Below are 14933 nucleotides of genomic sequence, written 5' to 3' on the forward strand. Positions count from 1 at the left end.
GCGTTGTGGTCCCCCCCCCCTCTATGGGGGGGGGGGGGGGGGGCGCCCCCCCCCCCCCCCCCCCGCCAGGGCTTCAGATCCCGCGCCGGGGCCGTCAGGCCCGGTAGGCGGCCCAGGAGTTGGACATCCGGGCGACCTGGCCGGGGGTGAACTGGGTCATGCAGGAGTCGTAGGTGTAGTCCATGAAGTTGTGGATCGGGTCCACACCGGTGGACGTGCAGGTGTCCCGGCCGGCCGGGCACTGGTAGGCGGCGCTCGCCTCGGCCGGGGTGTCGGCGACGTAGTCGCCCTGGCCGCTGCAGCCGCCCTGGAAGGTGTGGTAGAGCCCGAGCCAGTGGCCGACCTCGTGGGTGGCGGTGTCGCCCTCGTTGTAGTTGGCGGCCGAGCCGCCGGGGAACGAGGAGTCCAGGATGACCACGCCGTCGTTGGTCGGGTTGGACTTGTAGGAGCTGGGGAAGGTCGCCCAGCCGAGCAGCGACTGGCCGAGCTTGGCGCTGTAGAGGTTGAGGGCGTTGGCACCGCCCTTGCGCAGCGCGGTCTTCATCGCCTTCTCGGCGCTGGAGCCCGGCGCGACCCCGTTGTACCAGGTCGAGTTGTCGGTGTAGTCGGTGGCGACCAGCTGGAAGCGGAACTGGCTCGCGGTGTTGCCGGTGCCCAGGCCGCTGTACGCGGCGTTGAGGACGTCGATCTGCCGGGCGACGGTGGTGGCCGACAGCTTGCCGGTGGTGCCCGAGTGGACGACGTGCACGTACACCGGGATGGTCGTGGTGGCGGCCAGCGTGCCGGGGGCGAGCAGGGTGCCGCCCTGCGGCGAGTTCGCCAGCTGGGTGAGCCGGGCCTGGAGGTCCGCGTCCATCGCCTTGGCCTGGGATTCGGTGACGGCGTTGGGCTCCTGGGCGGCGGGGCTGCCGGCGGGCTTGCGGGCCGCGGCGTCCTGGGAGGTGTCGCCGGCACAGGCGGCGGACGGGGCCTCGACGGTGGCCGCGCCGGCGGCGGTGAGCGCGGTGGGCGCCGCGAACTGGGTCAGACCGAGGGCAGCGGCGACGGCTGCCGCGCCGAGGAACTTGCTGGTGGCACGCGAGGGGACACGGGCGGAACGACGCATCTGCGCTCCTGAGGGGGGTGGTGGGGGACGGCGGGTGAGGGGGCCGCCGAGAGCCACAGGCTACGCAGGGTCGCGTGTACGCGTCAGACTTGTTCCGGCCTGGAAGTCCTGACGGCAAATCGGACATAATCCGGAAGTTTGAGCGGTCCGACCTCGCCGCACATGGAGCATTTCCCGTCGCGCGCATGCGCACAGTACCGGCCCCGGCCTGTCCGAAACGTGACACCCCGTCTGCCCCGCGCAGCGGTGCGGCGGCCGGCGGGACAGGACGAACGGGATGAACCGGGCGCCCGAACCGCCTCGCCGAGACTACGACGCCGGGAAGACGATCTCCCGCAGGGCGCGCGCACCGGCCCGGTCGAGTACCACGGCCGACGCACATCCGGCGGGCGGGCGCCCCGTCCCGGCCAGCCGCCGGTGCAGCCGCCGGGCGGCCTCCCGGTGCCGGGCGAAGGCGTACGCGGAGACGGCCTGCCCGCGGGCACGCTGGCCGTCGCGGGCCTCCTCGGCACTGGCGTCCAGCAGCACCAGGTGCACCCGGCGCCCCTGCCGCTCGGCCACCCGGACCAGCCACTGCCGCACGTAGGGCACCGCCCCGCAGTCGTGCACGGCGAGCGGACCGCCGGCCAGCACCGCGCGCCGCAGCCGCCGGTAGTGCGCGATCCGCACCAGCGGGCGGTACACCGCGTACGGCAGCCAGGAGGGCAGCCGGGCCGCGTACTCCTCGCGGACCGGCTGCGAGTCGACCAGCGGGGCGCGCACGCAGCGGCGCATCAGCGTGCTCTTCCCGCTGCCCGGCAGCCCGGAGACCACCAGCAGGTCGCCCTCCGGGTAGTGCAGCGCGGCCGGGCCGGGCCGGCCCGGCCGGGTCCGCCGCAGGTCCTGCAGGCCGCACGGGCGCAGCGGGCCGCCGGCCGGCTCCGCCGCGACGTCCGGGCAGCCGGCCCGCGGCGCCGGGACCGTCCGGTCGGGCCCCTCCCGGTCGGCAGCCGCTCGGTCGAGCACCGTCCTGGAGACCTGCGCGTCCGCCATCGAAACCCCCTGCGTCCCCGCCGGCCCGGGCTCTCCCGGACCCGCTTCCCGAAGAGCCTTCCCCCTTCAAGAGAGAGTAAAGACTAATGGTCAGACCGGGTCCGGGCCGAGCCCTTTACCGCCCCAGGTACGTCACAGAAGTGCTCCGGGACCGTTACGGAGGGCCGGGGAGCGGGCCGGGGAGCAGGCGCGGGAGCGGGCCGCTCAGCCGAGCTGCGGGGCGATCCGGGAGGCGATCAGCTCCAGGTGGTCGAGGTCCTCGAGGTCCAGGACCTGCAGGTAGATCCGCTCGGAGCCGACGGCGGCGTACCGGCCGATCTTCTCCACCACCTCGTCCGGGGTCCCGGCCAGGCCGTTGGCCTTCAGGTCGTCGACCCCGCGGCCGATCGCGGCGGCCCGGCGGGCCACCTCGGCGTCGTCGCGGCCCACGCAGACCACCAGGGCATTGGAGTAGACCAGGTCGTCGGCCTTGCGGCCGGCCTTCTCGACGGCCGCGCGGACCCGGCCGAACTGGGCGGCGGTGTCCTCCACGGAGACGAACGGCAGGTTGAACTCGTCGGCGAAGCGGGCGGCCAGGGCCGGGGTGCGGGTCGGGCCGACGCCGCCGACCAGGACCGGGATCTTCGCCTGGACCGGCTTGGGCAGCGCCGGCGACTCGCTCAGCCGGTAGTACGTCCCCTCGAAGTCGAAGGTCTCGCCCAGCCGCGTGCTCCAGAGACCGGTGACGATCTCCAGCTGCTCCTCCAGCCGCCCGAACCGCTCCTTCGGGAAGGGGATGCCGTAGGCGGTGTGCTCCGCCTCGTACCAGCCCGCGCCGAGGCCGAACTCCACCCGCCCGCCGCTCATCGCGTCGACCTGGGCGACCTGGATGGCGAGCACGCCGGGCAGCCGGAAGGTGGCGGCGGTCATCAGGGTGCCGAGACGGATGGTGCTGGTCTCGCGGGCGAGGCCGGCCAGGGTGATCCAGGCGTCGGTCGGGCCGGGCCGGCCACTGGCCGCGCCCATCTTGAGGTAGTGGTCGGAGCGGAAGAAGGCGCTGAAGGCCCCCAGCTCCTCGGCGGTCCGGGCCACCTTGAGGAGGGTGTCGTAGCTCGCGCCCTGCTGCGGTTCGGTGAAGATGCGGAGATCCATGGCGGCCATTCTGGTACGGACCGCGGCGTGCCCAGAACGGATTCGCCGAACCGGCGCCGGCGGCGTGGCCGCGGCCGCCCGCGGACCGGCGGCGTGGCCAAGGTCTCAGCCCGCAACCGCCTCCGACGGCCGGAGCGGCTCGCGCGCTCGCCTACGGTGGACGGATGTCCGCCACGCCCGACGAGTCGCACCGGGGCTCTCCCGACGACTCCCCCGACGACTTCGCCGACCCGCGCGACCGGCCGGCCGGCTGTCCGCTGCCCGGGATCGTCGCCGCCTTCACGCCCCGGCTCGCCGAGTTCGCCTTCGAGCCCGGCTTCACCGCGGCGGTCGACCAGCACGCCGCCGAGCTGCGCGACCTGCTGTACGAGCAGGGGCCGGAGCTGCTGCCCCGGCCCCTGGACCGCGAGGAGTTGTCCGACTACGCGCTGGGCTTCCTCGACGCGCTGGCCGAGATCGGCTGGCGCGAACCGGTCGGGTACGACTACGCGGTGCACCGGCTGACCGCGATCTGCTGGCTGGTCCGGCAGGACGGTCTGCTCGCGGCCTGACCGCCCCGCCGGCGTCCGACCTGGTGACGTCCGACGCGGCGGCGTCCGACCCGGCGGCTCATCCCGGCTGCTCGCCCGGCCGGCCGGGGTCGATGCCCGGGGCCGGCGGCGGCGTGGCCGGGGTGGCCGGCCGGGCCGGCTGGTTGGCCAGCGCGTCCGCCCGGCCGGCCTGGTAGGCGCTGCCGCGCAGCTTGGCGGTCTCCTTCTCGGCGCTGTCCAGCCAGCGCTCCCAGCGCTGGCGCATCGGGATGATCAGGCCGCCGCCGACGCCGACGATCAGGATGCCGGCGATCGAGGCCAGCACCGCGACCAGCACCGGACCGGTGATGGCGGTGGCGATCCCGGCCTGGCCGAGCGCCGCGACCACGCCCAGCAGGACGATGAACGCCCAGGCGATGGTGGCCACCGTCCGCCCGTAGGCGGCGCCGGACAGGGCGCTGCGCACGATGTCGCGCACGGCGTTGGCGATGGCCATCGCGACCACCACGATGACGACCGCGACGATGCCCCGCGGCAGCCAGGCGACGATGCCGTTGATCATGACGCTGATCGGGTTCGGGCCGAAGACGCCGAACGCGAGCTGGAGCGCCATCAACAGGATCGCGTAGTAGACGATCTTGCTGACGATCCCGGTCAGGTCGTACTTCGAGCCGGCCAGGTGCCGGGCGATCCCGGAGCGTTCGGCCACCCGCTCGGAGCCGACCCGGCGCAGCACCCGGTCGAGCAGCCGGGCGATGGCCTTGGCGACGAACCACCCGATGATCAGGATCGCCAGGAAGGCGATGAACTGGGGAATGAACTTGGCGACCTTCGACCAGGCCTCGGTGAAGCCGGAGCCGAAGTCGACGGACAGGGCGAGCTGCTGGGCCACGGGAGTCCTCCACTCGGAGACCCCGCGCCGGGAGCGGCGCGGGGACCCCCCACCCTTCGTGGATAGCAGCGCCCCCGGGCGACCGCACGCCCCGGCGGCCCGCACTGGCCTCGCCGGGTGAAGCCGCAGCCGCGGTCGGGGCATCCCCACCGCGCGCGTCCTGGCCGTACAGTGGCGGTCCACACGGCAGACGGCGGACGGGCGGGGAGCGGACAACGTGAGCGACAACCGTACGGGCGGCGGCGGGCACCGGGCGCTGGTCTGGCACGGGCTGCCGGAGCGGCCGGGCGCCGCGGTGCTGGTCCTGCACGGCGGCCAGGAGCACGGCCTCGCCCGGCCCGGCCCGCTCAACCTGCCCGGTCTGCGGATGGCCGGCTTCGTGCGCGCGCTGCGCCGGGAGACGGCGGGGGCGGGCGTGGCGGTCGGCGCGGTCCGCTACCGCCACCGGGGCTGGAACGGCGAGCGGGCCGACGCCGCCCGGGACGCCGTCGCCGCGCTCGACGACCTCGCGGAGGCGCTGGGCCCGGTGCCGACCGTCCTGGTCGGCCACTCGATGGGCGGCCGGGCCGCCCTGCACGCGGCCGGTCACCCGACGGTCACCGGCGTCGTCGCGCTCGCCCCGTGGTGCCCGGCCGAGGACCCGTGCGAGCAGCTGGCCGGCCGCGACGTCCTGATGCTGCACGGCGACCTCGACCGGGTCACCTCCCCCGCCGACACCCGCGCCTTCGCCGCCCGCGGCCGCGCCGCCGGGGCCCGGGTCTGCGGCTACACGGTCGCCGGCACCGGCCACACCCTGATGCGGCGGATCGGCGACTGGCACCGTGCCACCGCCCGGCTCTCCGCCGGACTGCTCGGCCTGCGCGACCTGCCCCCGGAGGCCGCCGCCGCGCTCGCCCTCCCGCCCGGCTCCGAGGCCTCGCTCGGCCTGCCGCTCCCCTCCCACCCCCGCACCGCCCCGCCGCTCCACCCCGCCCGCGCGCTGCCCACCGACGCCTGAGCGGTCACCCCAACGCCCGGCGCGCACCGGCGGACTCGGGCGTCAGCGGCACCCTGATCACGCCGCCTCCGAGAGGCGCGCACCACCCCCTGACGGGGGTGGGCGCCGGACCGAAGGGTCACTTGGGCAGGCACTCGGAGATGTCGAGCTTGCCCAGGAAGTTGGTGTCCAGGAGGTTCTGCACGTTGGTGGCGTTCGGGTCGAGGGCCTTGTCCAGCATCTGCTGGGTGCCGCCGCCGGGCTGGTTGAACGCGGCGGCGATGCGGCCCTGCTGGACCTTGAACGGCTTCAGCACGGTGTAGCAGTGGTAACTGTCCTGCTCCGTGTTGTTCTTGACGATGGGGTTGAGGCTGTCCGGCGGAAGGGCGCGCTGGGGGTAGGGCGTGCCGGCGGTGGACAGGAAGCGGCCGCCGGTGTCGCCGAAGCGGTCGAGCTTGGTGCCCGCCGCGAGTTCGACGGCCGCCTTGTCGATGGTGCCGTCCTTGTCGTCGAAGCCGTCCTCCCCCGGGTACTTCCAGTTGAGGCCGTCGCGGTACCAGGAGAGGAACTGTCCGGGCCGCAGGCCGCCGGTGCGGTTGTAGTCGGTGAGCAGCTTGTACGCGGGCAGCTTCTTCAGCCCCTCGGCGGTGGGGCCCAACTCCTTGAAGCCGCAGTAGTACTTGAGCAGGTCCTCGGGGGTCGGCCGGTACTGCTCGCGCGGACATTCGTCCACGGCGGCGGCGCTCTGGACGGCGACCGTTCCGGTCGACAGCAGGGCGGCCGCCAGGGCGAGGGCGGCGAGGTTGCGGGAGCGCATGGGGGTGTCTCCTCCGGAGGGTGGGCGAAGCGGGGCACACAACGGATCGATCGGAACCGGAAGTTACACGTCACCGCAGCGCCACTTCGTGGACGAAACGCCCGCCCGGGGCCCGTTCACCCGTTCAGCGAGGGCACTCTGACGCCGCGCCCGGGCGGCACGGTGTCAGTAGCACCTGATCCACTGCCCGTGCACCGGAACCACCGAGCAGACGGGAACCACCGCCATGGGCGTCCTGACCGACTACTTCCGCGCGCCCGACGACGGCGCCGTCCTCGCGGCGGTCGACGACGCCGAGGGCGGCCCGCTGGTCGGCGGGGCGCGGCCGGTGTTCGACGGAGTCCGGGCCAAGGGCGTCGACCCGGAGGTCGTCCTGGGCCAGTTGATCGCCGTCGCCCGAGACGTGCAGTGGGAGGCCGACCTGGCCGGCGAGACCCCCGTGTGGCCGACCACTCCCCCGCCCGGCCGCGAGGGCCCCACGGACGAGGACGACCCCTGGTCGACCGGCCCGTGGATCATGCGCCTGTCCCGCCCCGCCCGCGACACCCTCGCCGACCTCCCGGCCGCCGGCCTCCCCGCCGTCAGCGCCCGCTGGGCGGCCGCCTCGGAAGAGCTGGACACCACCGACGGCGAGGACCTGCGCCCCCTGGTCGAGGCCCTGACCGCGCTGGCCCGCCGCGCCCGGGAGGCGGGCGAGGACCTCTACTGCTGGATCTGCCTCTGATGCTCCTTCCGGAAGATCCGGCGCGCCGTGGCGCTACGGCAGGTACGCGGCGACGCGGTCCGCGAACTCCTCCGGGGTGAGGACCGGGATGCCGAGCGTCTCGGCCTTCGCCCGCTTCGAGCCGGCCTTCTCCCCGGCCACCAGCAGGGTGGTGCGGGTGGACACCGAGGAGGAGGCCTTGCCGCCGGCGCGCTCGACGAGCTCGTTCATCTCGTTGCGGGACAGGGCGGCGAGCGGGCCGGTCATGCTGCCGGTGACGACGACGGCCTCACCGGCGAGCGGCGCGGCCGAGCCCGGCTGCTGCGCGTCGGGACCGTCCGCGGGTTCGCCGACGGCGGCGTTCTCCGCGGCGGCCGGCCCCTGGGGTTCGGTGACGGCGGTGCCGACGTCCCGGGTGGCGAGCTTGTCGAGGAGAGGCGCGAGGTCGGCGAGTTCGGCGACGATGACGCGGGCCTTCTCCGTGCCGATGCCGTCCACGGCGGCCAGCGTCTCGGCGTCGGCCGCCCGGATCGCGGCCATGGACCCGAAGTGGGCGGCGATGCGGCGGGACATGGTGCGCCCGGTGCCGCGCACGCCGAGTGCGCAGAACACGCGGTTCAGGGGCCGGCTGCGGGCGGTCTCGATCGCGGCGAGGAGGTTCTCGGTACTGGTGTCGCCCATGCGCTCCAGGGCGAGGAGCTGCTCGCGGGTGAGGGAGAAGAGGTCGGCGATGTCGGTGACGAGGCCGGCTTCGACGAGCTGGACGGCGCGGGTGCGGCCCAGGCCCTCGATGTCGAGCTGGTCGCGGCCGGCCGCGTAGACGACGGAGGCGACGGCCTGGCAGTTGCGGCCACGGGTGCAGCGCCAGCGCTGCTCGGTGGTGTCGATGGCATCGCCGCAGCGGGGACAGGCCTCGGGGAAGACGATCGGCCGCTCCTCGCCGGTGCGCTCGTCGGCGAGCGGCGCCTCCACGCGCGGGATCACGTCGCCGGCCCGGTAGACGAAGACCCGGTCGCCGATCCGCAGGTCGCGCCGGGTGATGTCGGCCGGGTTGTGGAGGGTGGCGTAGGTGACGGTGACGCCGTCGATGTCGACGGGTTCGAGGACGGCACGCGAGGCGACGATGCCGGTGCGGCCGACGTTCCACTCGACGCCGAGCAGCCGGGTGACCTTGTGCTCGGCGGCGAGCTTGCGGGCGACGGCCCAGCGCGGAGCCCGCGACCCGGACCCGGCGTCACGCCGGTCGGCGGCGGAGTCGGCCTTGACGACCACGCCGTCGATGCCGAACGGCAGCGAGGCGCGCAGTGCGGCGATCTCCTCGACGCGCTGCCGGACCTCCTCCTGGGTGGCGCAGCGCCGCGGGTGGGCGGGGGTGGTGGCGGCCGTGTTGGCGCCGAGGGCGGCGAGCAGTTCCAGCAGCGCGCTGTGGCCGAGGTCCTCGTCCAGGCCGACGGCGCCGTAGGCGAAGAAGGTCAGCTCGACGCGGTAGGGGCGGTCCTTGGCGCGCAGGGTGCCGGCCGCGCCGCTGCGGGGGTGGGCGAACGGCGTCGCGCCGTGCTCGGTGCGCAGCCGGTTGGCGTGCTCGAACTGGTCGTGGGTGAGCAGCACCTCGCCGCGCAGTTCGACGTCGATGGGGTCGCTGAGCGCGGCGGGCAGGCCGAGGATGGCGTCGGCGGCGTGGCTGATGTCCTCGCCGGCGAGGCCGTCGCCGCGGGTGAGGATCCGGTGCAGGCGCCCGGCGCGGTAGCGGGCGGCCACCGCCATGCCGTCGAGCTTGGGCTCCACGCACCAGGCGGTCACCTCGTGGCCGAGGTTCCGCTCCAGCCCTGCGGACCACTTCGCGAGCTCGTCGGCGGAGAAGACGTTGTCCAGGGAGAGCATCGGCACGCTGTGCGGCACGTCCCCGCCGGCCGCGCCGCCGGCGACCTTGCCGGTCGGGGAGTTGCCCAGTACCTGGTCGGGATGGGCGTCCTCGTAGGCGGTGACGGCCTGCAGCAGGGCGTCGTACTCGTCGTCCCCCAGCGGGGTCGATCCGTCGCCGTAGTAGGCGGCGGCGGCCCGCACCGCCCGTTCGACGGCTTCGGCGTAGTCGGCCGGGGTGGAGAGAGCGGCGGCGGTGTCGTGGGTCATGAGGGCATCATGCTGGGCGGCACCGACAACGCCGTGTTCGGCGACGGGTCGCTCGGGGCGAGGCCGCGGGGCCACTACCGCCGGCCCGGCCCCGCCGGACGGTGACCCCGGCCCCGGCCGGTCCGCTCCGCCGCCCCGGCCTCCCCGCGCGGCGGCGCCGTCGCCTACAGTGAGAGCTTCTTGCGGACGGGACCGGGTGACGGCACGAGCGGGGAGGGGGGCCGGAGTGGAGCGACGCGTACGTAGGACCGCGGCGGCCGCGCTGTCCTGCGCGTTCCTCCTGGCCTGGGCCGTCTTCCAGGTCGTCCTCGGCACGGCGACGGGCGCGGCGCAGCCGGCCGTCGGCGCGCAGCCCGCCGTCGCCGCCCCGGCCGCGCCCGCCGTACGGCTCGGCCCGGCGGGCGCGGAGGTCCGGCGCACCGCGGACCGCCCCGGCTCCGACGTCGTCCAGCGGCGGACGGCCGCCGCCGAGCCCGGCGTCCGGCTGCCCGTGCTCCCGCCGGCCACGCTCCCGGGCGCCCGGACGGACGCCCCCCGGCCCCGGCCCGGGGTGTACGCCCCGGGGCCGCGCCAGGAGCGGGCGCCGCCGTCCGGCCACTACGACCCCCGCCACACCCGCGGTCCCCCCTCCACCCGGTCCAGCTGACGTTCCACCGCGCCCGCCGACCCGGGTGCCGCGGCCTGCCCGCGGCCCGGACGGGAGGGCTCCGGCCACCGTGCCCGGAGCGTTCCCGGCGGCGCGCCGTTCCCTCGCGTCCGCCCGTCCCGGGTGCGGCGTCCCCTCGCGGACGCCCGGCTCCTGCGGACCGCCCGTGGAGTACCCATGCCTACTCGCCGTGCCACGTTCTGGCGCGCGCTCGTCGCGCTCGCCGTCGTCGGTGTCTCGCTCTACGTCGCTCTGACCACCCCGCCCCGCCTCGGCCTCGACCTGCGCGGCGGCACCCGGATCGTCCTGGAGACCCAGGACTCGCCCACCGTCCGCGCCGACGCGGACGCCACCGACCGGGCGCTGGAGGTGCTGCGCCGCCGGGTCGACGGCCTCGGCGTCGCCGAACCCTCGCTCGCCCGCGCCGGGGAGCGGCGCATCGTCGTCGAACTCCCCGGCGTCCAGGACCCCCGCGAGGCCGCCGGGGTCATCGGCCGCACCGCCCAGCTCACCTTCCACCCCGTCACCGGGACCGCCGACGGCCCGGCCGGACCCCCCGCGGCGGACGGCTCCCGGGTCCTCGCCGACCCCGGCCTCCCCGGCCAGCACCTGCGGCTGGGCCCGCCGGTGCTGACCGGTGACGGCGTCAAGGACGCCTCGGCCGTCCTCGACTCCCGGACCGGCCTCGGCTGGAGCATCGACCTCTCCTTCCGCGGCTCGGCCGGCGACGCCTGGGCCCGGCTCACCGGCGAGGCGGCGTGCGCCGCGCCCGCCGACCCCGCCCGCCGGGTCGCCATCGTGCTCGACGACCGCGTCCTGTCCGCCCCCGGCGTGCAGGACAGCGTGCCCTGCGGGCAGGGGATCACCGGCGGTTCGACGCAGATCACCGGCGGCTTCTCCGCCGACGAGGCCCGCGACCTCGCGGCCCTGGTCAAGGGCGGCGCCCTGCCCGTCCCGGTGACGGTGATCGAGCAGAGCACCGTCGGCCCCACCCTCGGCGCCGAGGCGATCCGGGCCAGCGCCCTGGCCGCGGTCATCGGCCTGCTCTGCACCGGGGTCTTCATCATCGCGGTGTACCGCCTGCTCGGGGTGCTGGCCACCGTCGCGCTGGTCCTCTACGGACTGATCTCCTACGCCGCCGTGGTCGCGCTCGGCGCGACGCTCACCCTGCCCGGGCTGGCCGGCTTCGTGCTCGCCATCGGTATGGCGGTGGACGCCAACGTGCTGGTCTTCGAACGGGCCAGGGAGGAGTTCACCGCGCCCCGGGCGGCCGGCCGCGGCAAGGAACGCGACCTGCGGCGCCCGCTCCGCGTCGGGTTCGCGAAGGCGTGGAGCGCGGTGGCCGACTCCAACGTGACGACGCTGCTCGCCGCCGGGCTGCTCTTCGTGTTCGCCACCGGCCCGGTCAAGGGCTTCGGGGTGACGCTCTCGATCGGCGTGCTGGCCTCGATGTTCTCGGCCATGCTGATCACCCGGCTGCTCGCCGAGTGGGCGGTGCGCCGGCCGGCCGTCGCCCGGCGGCCCGCCCTGACCGGCATGGCCACCGTCGGCCGGCTCCGGACCCGGCTGACCCGGCGGCCGCCCCGGCTGATGCGCCACCGGCGGCGCTGGCTGGGCGCCTGCGCCGGCCTGCTGCTGCTCGCCCTGGCCGGGATCGGCGGGCGCGGCCTGGACTTCGGCGTCGAGTTCACCGGCGGCCGGGTGGCGCAGTACACCGCCGCGCAGCGGGTCGACGCGGACGCCGCCCGCTCGGCGGTGGTCGACGCCGGGTTCCCGCAGGCCGTGGTGCAGACCACCGGCGACACCGGCGTGTCCGTCCGCACCAAGGAGACCGGCGACGACCAGCAGCAGCGCATCCGGGAGGCGCTCACCGGCGTCACCGGCGAACTGTCCGTGGAGCGCGACGAGCTGATCGGGCCGAGCCTCGGCAGCGAGCTGCGCGGCTACGCGCTGGCCGCGCTCGGGCTCGCGGTCGCCGCCCAGCTGCTCTACCTCACGATCCGCTTCCGGTGGACCTTCGCGGCCGCCGCGGTGATCGCGATGGCGCAGGACCTGCTGCTCGTCCTCGGCCTCTTCGCCTGGCTGGGCAAGCCGGTGGACAGCGTCTTCCTCGCCGCGCTGCTCACCATCGTCGGGTACTCGGTCAACGACACGGTGGTCGTCCTGGACCGGCTGCGCGAGCTGCGCCGGACCGGGACGAAGGCGAGCTGGGCGGACCTCGCCGACCGCGCCGTGGCACAGACCCTCCCCCGGACGGTGAACACCGGCATGGGGGCGCTCTTCGTCCTGCTGGCCCTCGCGGTCCTCGGCGGCGACTCGCTCGCCGACTTCTCGGTGGCACTGCTGGCCGGGGTCCTGGTGGGCACGGCCTCGACGGTCTTCACCGCGATGCCGGTGGTCGTGCTGCTCCAGGGACGCTTCCCGGACCGACCGCGGGATGCCCGGGAGTCCCGGACACCGCACGCGGCGGCCGCGGCCCGGGCCCGCGACCACAACGGGGCGGTGGTCTGACCGGAGCAGAGCGCCGGCAACGTCCCCTTCCGGGGCGGCGCCTGCCGCGGTCCGCGAATCGGGCGCGGGCCCGGACCGGTCGGTCCGGGCCCGCGGGGGTGGTCAGCGCTGGATGAGGAACCGGGTGCCCGCCACCGGCCAGGACGGTGAGCAGCGCGAGGGCCCTGGGCGAGAGGTGGACGGCCACGGTGAGGTGGATGTGGGTTCCGACCGGCTTGATGGCGTTGGCCATGGCACCCCGGAGTACGAGGTCCCGGTACTCCGGGGCTTTCCGGATCCGGCGGGCGCGCTCCAGATCGTCTTCGCTGATCCGCAGCCAGGTCCCGAGGACGAGCTCGGTCCCACCCGTGAGCCGAGCCGGCAGCAGGCAGCGGGTGAGGCTTCCCGCACCGACGACCCTCGCCGGCGTCTGCCACGATGGGCGCCGCTCCGTGACACCTCGTCATCCCCGCGGCCACGGGGAGGTGCGGTCGGGGGCGCACTGGTGCCAGCCGGTACGGCTGTGCCCCGGTCCGGGGGCGGACCGGGGCAGTGAAGCGGGTTGCCAGGACGTGGCCTGCAGGTCAGAAGAGCCGGTCGGCGGCGGGGAAGCCCCAACCGCTGCGGTCGCTGTCGGAGAGGACGGCGGGCGGGTCGGGGAACGGGGCGGACGGGTCTCCGGTGCCCCTGCGGAGGAAGACGTCCTTCTTGGGGTCGGTGGTGCTGTGCGGCTTGATCCCCAGGAGGTCTCCCCGGCCGGCGGCGTCCCCGTCGACGTTGCCGGGGGCCAGGATCTGCGTGAACACGTTCCAGCCGGAGCCGACCTTCACCGGGCCGTCGAGTGTGCCGTCGGCCTTGCCGGCGAAGCGGTAGAGGTCGCCGCCGGGAGTGCGGGTGAGGATGTCGGGAAGGCCGTCACCGGTGAGGTCGCCGGGGGTGAGGACGGTGTCGTAGGCCCCGAAGCCGGACGAGAGGGCGACGGCGGGGCCGAGGCTGCCGTCCGTCCTGGTCGAGAAGCGGGTGAGCATGCCGTCGCCGGTCCGCACGACGAGGTCGGGGTGCCCGTCGCCGTCCATGTCGGGGCTCACGGCGAGCCGGTCGACGGCGCCGAGGCCCTGGGCCACCTCGCGGGGTGCGCGGGTGAACAGCTCGGAGTCCAGGTCACCCGGGTAGAAGCGCAGGGTGCCGCTGGTGTCGATCGCGTAGAGGTCGCCGTCGCCGTCCGTGTCGACGTCCCCCGCCCGGGCGATCAACTCGGTGTTCTTCCAGCCGAAGCCGGTCTTGCACTCGTCGGCGGCGATCTTGCCGTCACTGCGGCCGAAGTGCCGCCAGAGGTCGCCCCCGGTGTCCACGCGCAGCAGGTCGGCGTAGACGTCGGCCCTGGTGTTGCAGTGCTTGAAGGTCGCCGCGCCCCGGTAGGGAAGGTGATCGGAGATGCCCTGGCGGCTCGGGGCGGGGGCGTCGACCGCGGCGGCGACGTTCTTGAAGTGGCTTTCGTCCAGGAAGATGTAGTCGAGCTTGCCGTTCGTGGGGTGGGTGTACTGACCGGAGCGGCAGCGCGTCACCACGGGATGCCCGGCCTGGTCCCGGCACTCGTAGTCGAAGCGGTCGACGTCGGTCTCGTCGGTCTCGATCATCGGCTGACCACCGGGAATGGCACCCGTGCCGCCCAGGTAGAACGGGTCGAGGTCCGCGGAGCGGGGTCGCTCGCGGCTGCCGTAGGTGTTGCGGTTGACCGGGTTGAAGTCACCGCCCAGCACCACGGCGGCGCCGTCGTTGAGCCACGGGTCGATCGACAGGTTGTACGCCTGCGTGAGGGTGAGGAGCGGGTCGTGCGGCGCCCCGTGGTTGGGCCACAGGTGGACGGAGCACGCGCGGGTCCTGACGGACTGGACCGTGGCCTCGACGCACGCCGCGAACCAGTCCTCCTTCGCCGTCGCCGTCGTGACGTCGCCGTACGGGCCGACCGAAGGGTTGAGCATCTTCCTGCTGGTCACGGGCCCCTTGGCGAACACCGCGATGCCGTAGTCGCCGGTCACCACCGTCGACGGCTTGGTGTCGGTCGGGTCGTCCATCGAGCACAGGCCCGGCGACTCGGTCGGGCTGAAGGTGGTCACGAAGTTGCCGGAGCTGTACCCCTCGGCCATCAAGCTCGTGTTGATGGCGTTGTACTGCTGACGGCACACCTCCTGGAGGAAGACCAGGTCGGCCTTCCATTCGAGCGCCTGGCTCACGACCTCGGCACGCCGCGGCTCCACCGTCCGCGGGCTGGTACAGCCACTTTCGAGGCTGTTTCCGCAGATGTTGTACGTCAGGAACCGGACCAGCGGCGCTGTCGTCGGCGTCGGTGCGTCGGCCACGGCCGCCTGCGGCATCCCTGCCAGGACCACCAACAATGCCAACAGAACGGCGAATGTCCCGCGTCTACGCACGGTGAACTTCCCCCTCCACACTCGGCCCGCCCGGTGAGCGCCACCGGCA

At 74.8% G+C, this 14933-nt stretch carries 12 protein-coding genes; 5 read left to right on the forward strand and 7 right to left on the reverse strand.

What is annotated here, in order from left to right; translation table 11 throughout:
- Nucleotides 1–94 precede the first annotated feature (94 nt).
- The 3 genes from ABT093_RS28570 to ABT093_RS28580 form a co-directional block, all read right to left on the reverse strand.
- Complete coding sequence (locus ABT093_RS28570; RefSeq protein ID WP_350569346.1) at nucleotides 95–1105, reverse strand: zinc metalloprotease; 1011 nt, start codon at nucleotides 1103–1105, stop codon at nucleotides 95–97.
- A 309-nt stretch (nucleotides 1106–1414) separates the two neighbouring features.
- Nucleotides 1415–2137, reverse strand: a complete 723-nt coding sequence (locus ABT093_RS28575; RefSeq protein WP_350569347.1) for an AAA family ATPase — start codon at nucleotides 2135–2137, stop codon at nucleotides 1415–1417.
- 204 nt (nucleotides 2138–2341) lie between these two features.
- Nucleotides 2342–3268 carry an LLM class F420-dependent oxidoreductase gene (locus tag ABT093_RS28580; RefSeq protein WP_350569348.1) on the reverse strand — a complete coding sequence of 309 codons (927 nt, stop codon included), beginning with the start codon at nucleotides 3266–3268 and terminating at the stop codon, nucleotides 2342–2344.
- Nucleotides 3269–3432: 164 nt separating this feature from the next.
- Between ABT093_RS28580 and ABT093_RS28585 the strand changes: the two genes are divergently transcribed.
- Nucleotides 3433–3819 carry a DUF6401 family natural product biosynthesis protein gene (locus ABT093_RS28585; protein WP_350569349.1) on the forward strand — a complete coding sequence of 129 codons (387 nt, stop codon included), beginning with the start codon at nucleotides 3433–3435 and terminating at the stop codon, nucleotides 3817–3819.
- A 58-nt stretch (nucleotides 3820–3877) separates the two neighbouring features.
- On the opposite strand, the gene ABT093_RS28590 is transcribed toward ABT093_RS28585, so the two are convergent.
- Complete coding sequence (locus ABT093_RS28590; protein ID WP_350569351.1) at nucleotides 3878–4690, reverse strand: mechanosensitive ion channel family protein; 813 nt, start codon at nucleotides 4688–4690, stop codon at nucleotides 3878–3880.
- Between the two features lie 217 nt (nucleotides 4691–4907).
- On the opposite strand from ABT093_RS28590, the gene ABT093_RS28595 reads away from it, so the two are divergent.
- Entirely contained in the window at nucleotides 4908–5687 is a 780-nt protein-coding gene (locus ABT093_RS28595; RefSeq protein ID WP_350569352.1) for a serine aminopeptidase domain-containing protein, read from the forward strand.
- Between the two features lie 118 nt (nucleotides 5688–5805).
- Here the strand turns inward: ABT093_RS28595 and ABT093_RS28600 are convergent, their stop codons facing one another.
- On the reverse strand, nucleotides 5806–6483 hold the full coding sequence (locus tag ABT093_RS28600) for a TNT domain-containing protein (RefSeq protein WP_350569354.1): 678 nt from the start codon (nucleotides 6481–6483) through the stop codon (nucleotides 5806–5808).
- A gap of 226 nt (nucleotides 6484–6709) precedes the next feature.
- On the opposite strand from ABT093_RS28600, the gene ABT093_RS28605 reads away from it, so the two are divergent.
- The gene (locus ABT093_RS28605; protein WP_350569355.1) at nucleotides 6710–7207 is read left to right on the forward strand and encodes a hypothetical protein; all 498 of its coding nucleotides are present in this window, start codon (nucleotides 6710–6712) and stop codon (nucleotides 7205–7207) included.
- Between the two features lie 33 nt (nucleotides 7208–7240).
- Here ABT093_RS28605 and ligA read toward each other — a convergent pair whose 3' ends face one another.
- Nucleotides 7241–9316 (reverse strand): NAD-dependent DNA ligase LigA, encoded by a 2076-nt coding sequence (ligA, locus tag ABT093_RS28610; RefSeq protein WP_350569356.1) that lies wholly within the window; start codon nucleotides 9314–9316, stop codon nucleotides 7241–7243.
- A gap of 226 nt (nucleotides 9317–9542) precedes the next feature.
- Between ligA and ABT093_RS28615 the strand changes: the two genes are divergently transcribed.
- Nucleotides 9543–9962 carry a hypothetical protein gene (locus ABT093_RS28615; RefSeq protein WP_350569357.1) on the forward strand — a complete coding sequence of 140 codons (420 nt, stop codon included), beginning with the start codon at nucleotides 9543–9545 and terminating at the stop codon, nucleotides 9960–9962.
- A 177-nt stretch (nucleotides 9963–10139) separates the two neighbouring features.
- The gene (gene secD / locus ABT093_RS28620; protein WP_350569358.1) at nucleotides 10140–12473 is read left to right on the forward strand and encodes a protein translocase subunit SecD; all 2334 of its coding nucleotides are present in this window, start codon (nucleotides 10140–10142) and stop codon (nucleotides 12471–12473) included.
- A 563-nt stretch (nucleotides 12474–13036) separates the two neighbouring features.
- On the opposite strand, the gene ABT093_RS28625 is transcribed toward secD, so the two are convergent.
- Nucleotides 13037–14812 carry an endonuclease/exonuclease/phosphatase family protein gene (locus ABT093_RS28625; protein ID WP_350569360.1) on the reverse strand — a complete coding sequence of 592 codons (1776 nt, stop codon included), beginning with the start codon at nucleotides 14810–14812 and terminating at the stop codon, nucleotides 13037–13039.
- Nucleotides 14813–14933: the final 121 nt, after the last annotated feature.

This window comes from Kitasatospora sp. NPDC002551, assembly GCF_040296005.1.
In the GTDB taxonomy this organism is placed as follows: Bacteria; Actinomycetota; Actinomycetes; order Streptomycetales; family Streptomycetaceae; genus Kitasatospora.

Bases quoted from the DNA above. Each gene is read 5' to 3' on its own strand.
- secD (WP_350569358.1), top strand. From the start codon at position 10,140: ATGCCTACTCGCCGTGCCACGTTCTGGCGCGCGCTCGTCGCGCTCGCC.
- ligA (WP_350569356.1), bottom strand. From the start codon at position 9,316: ATGACCCACGACACCGCCGCCGCTCTCTCCACCCCGGCCGACTACGCC.
- ABT093_RS28585 (WP_350569349.1), top strand. From the start codon at position 3,433: ATGTCCGCCACGCCCGACGAGTCGCACCGGGGCTCTCCCGACGACTCC.
- ABT093_RS28580 (WP_350569348.1), bottom strand. From the start codon at position 3,268: ATGGATCTCCGCATCTTCACCGAACCGCAGCAGGGCGCGAGCTACGAC.
- ABT093_RS28605 (WP_350569355.1), top strand. From the start codon at position 6,710: ATGGGCGTCCTGACCGACTACTTCCGCGCGCCCGACGACGGCGCCGTC.
- ABT093_RS28570 (WP_350569346.1), bottom strand. From the start codon at position 1,105: ATGCGTCGTTCCGCCCGTGTCCCCTCGCGTGCCACCAGCAAGTTCCTC.
- ABT093_RS28600 (WP_350569354.1), bottom strand. From the start codon at position 6,483: ATGCGCTCCCGCAACCTCGCCGCCCTCGCCCTGGCGGCCGCCCTGCTG.
- ABT093_RS28575 (WP_350569347.1), bottom strand. From the start codon at position 2,137: ATGGCGGACGCGCAGGTCTCCAGGACGGTGCTCGACCGAGCGGCTGCC.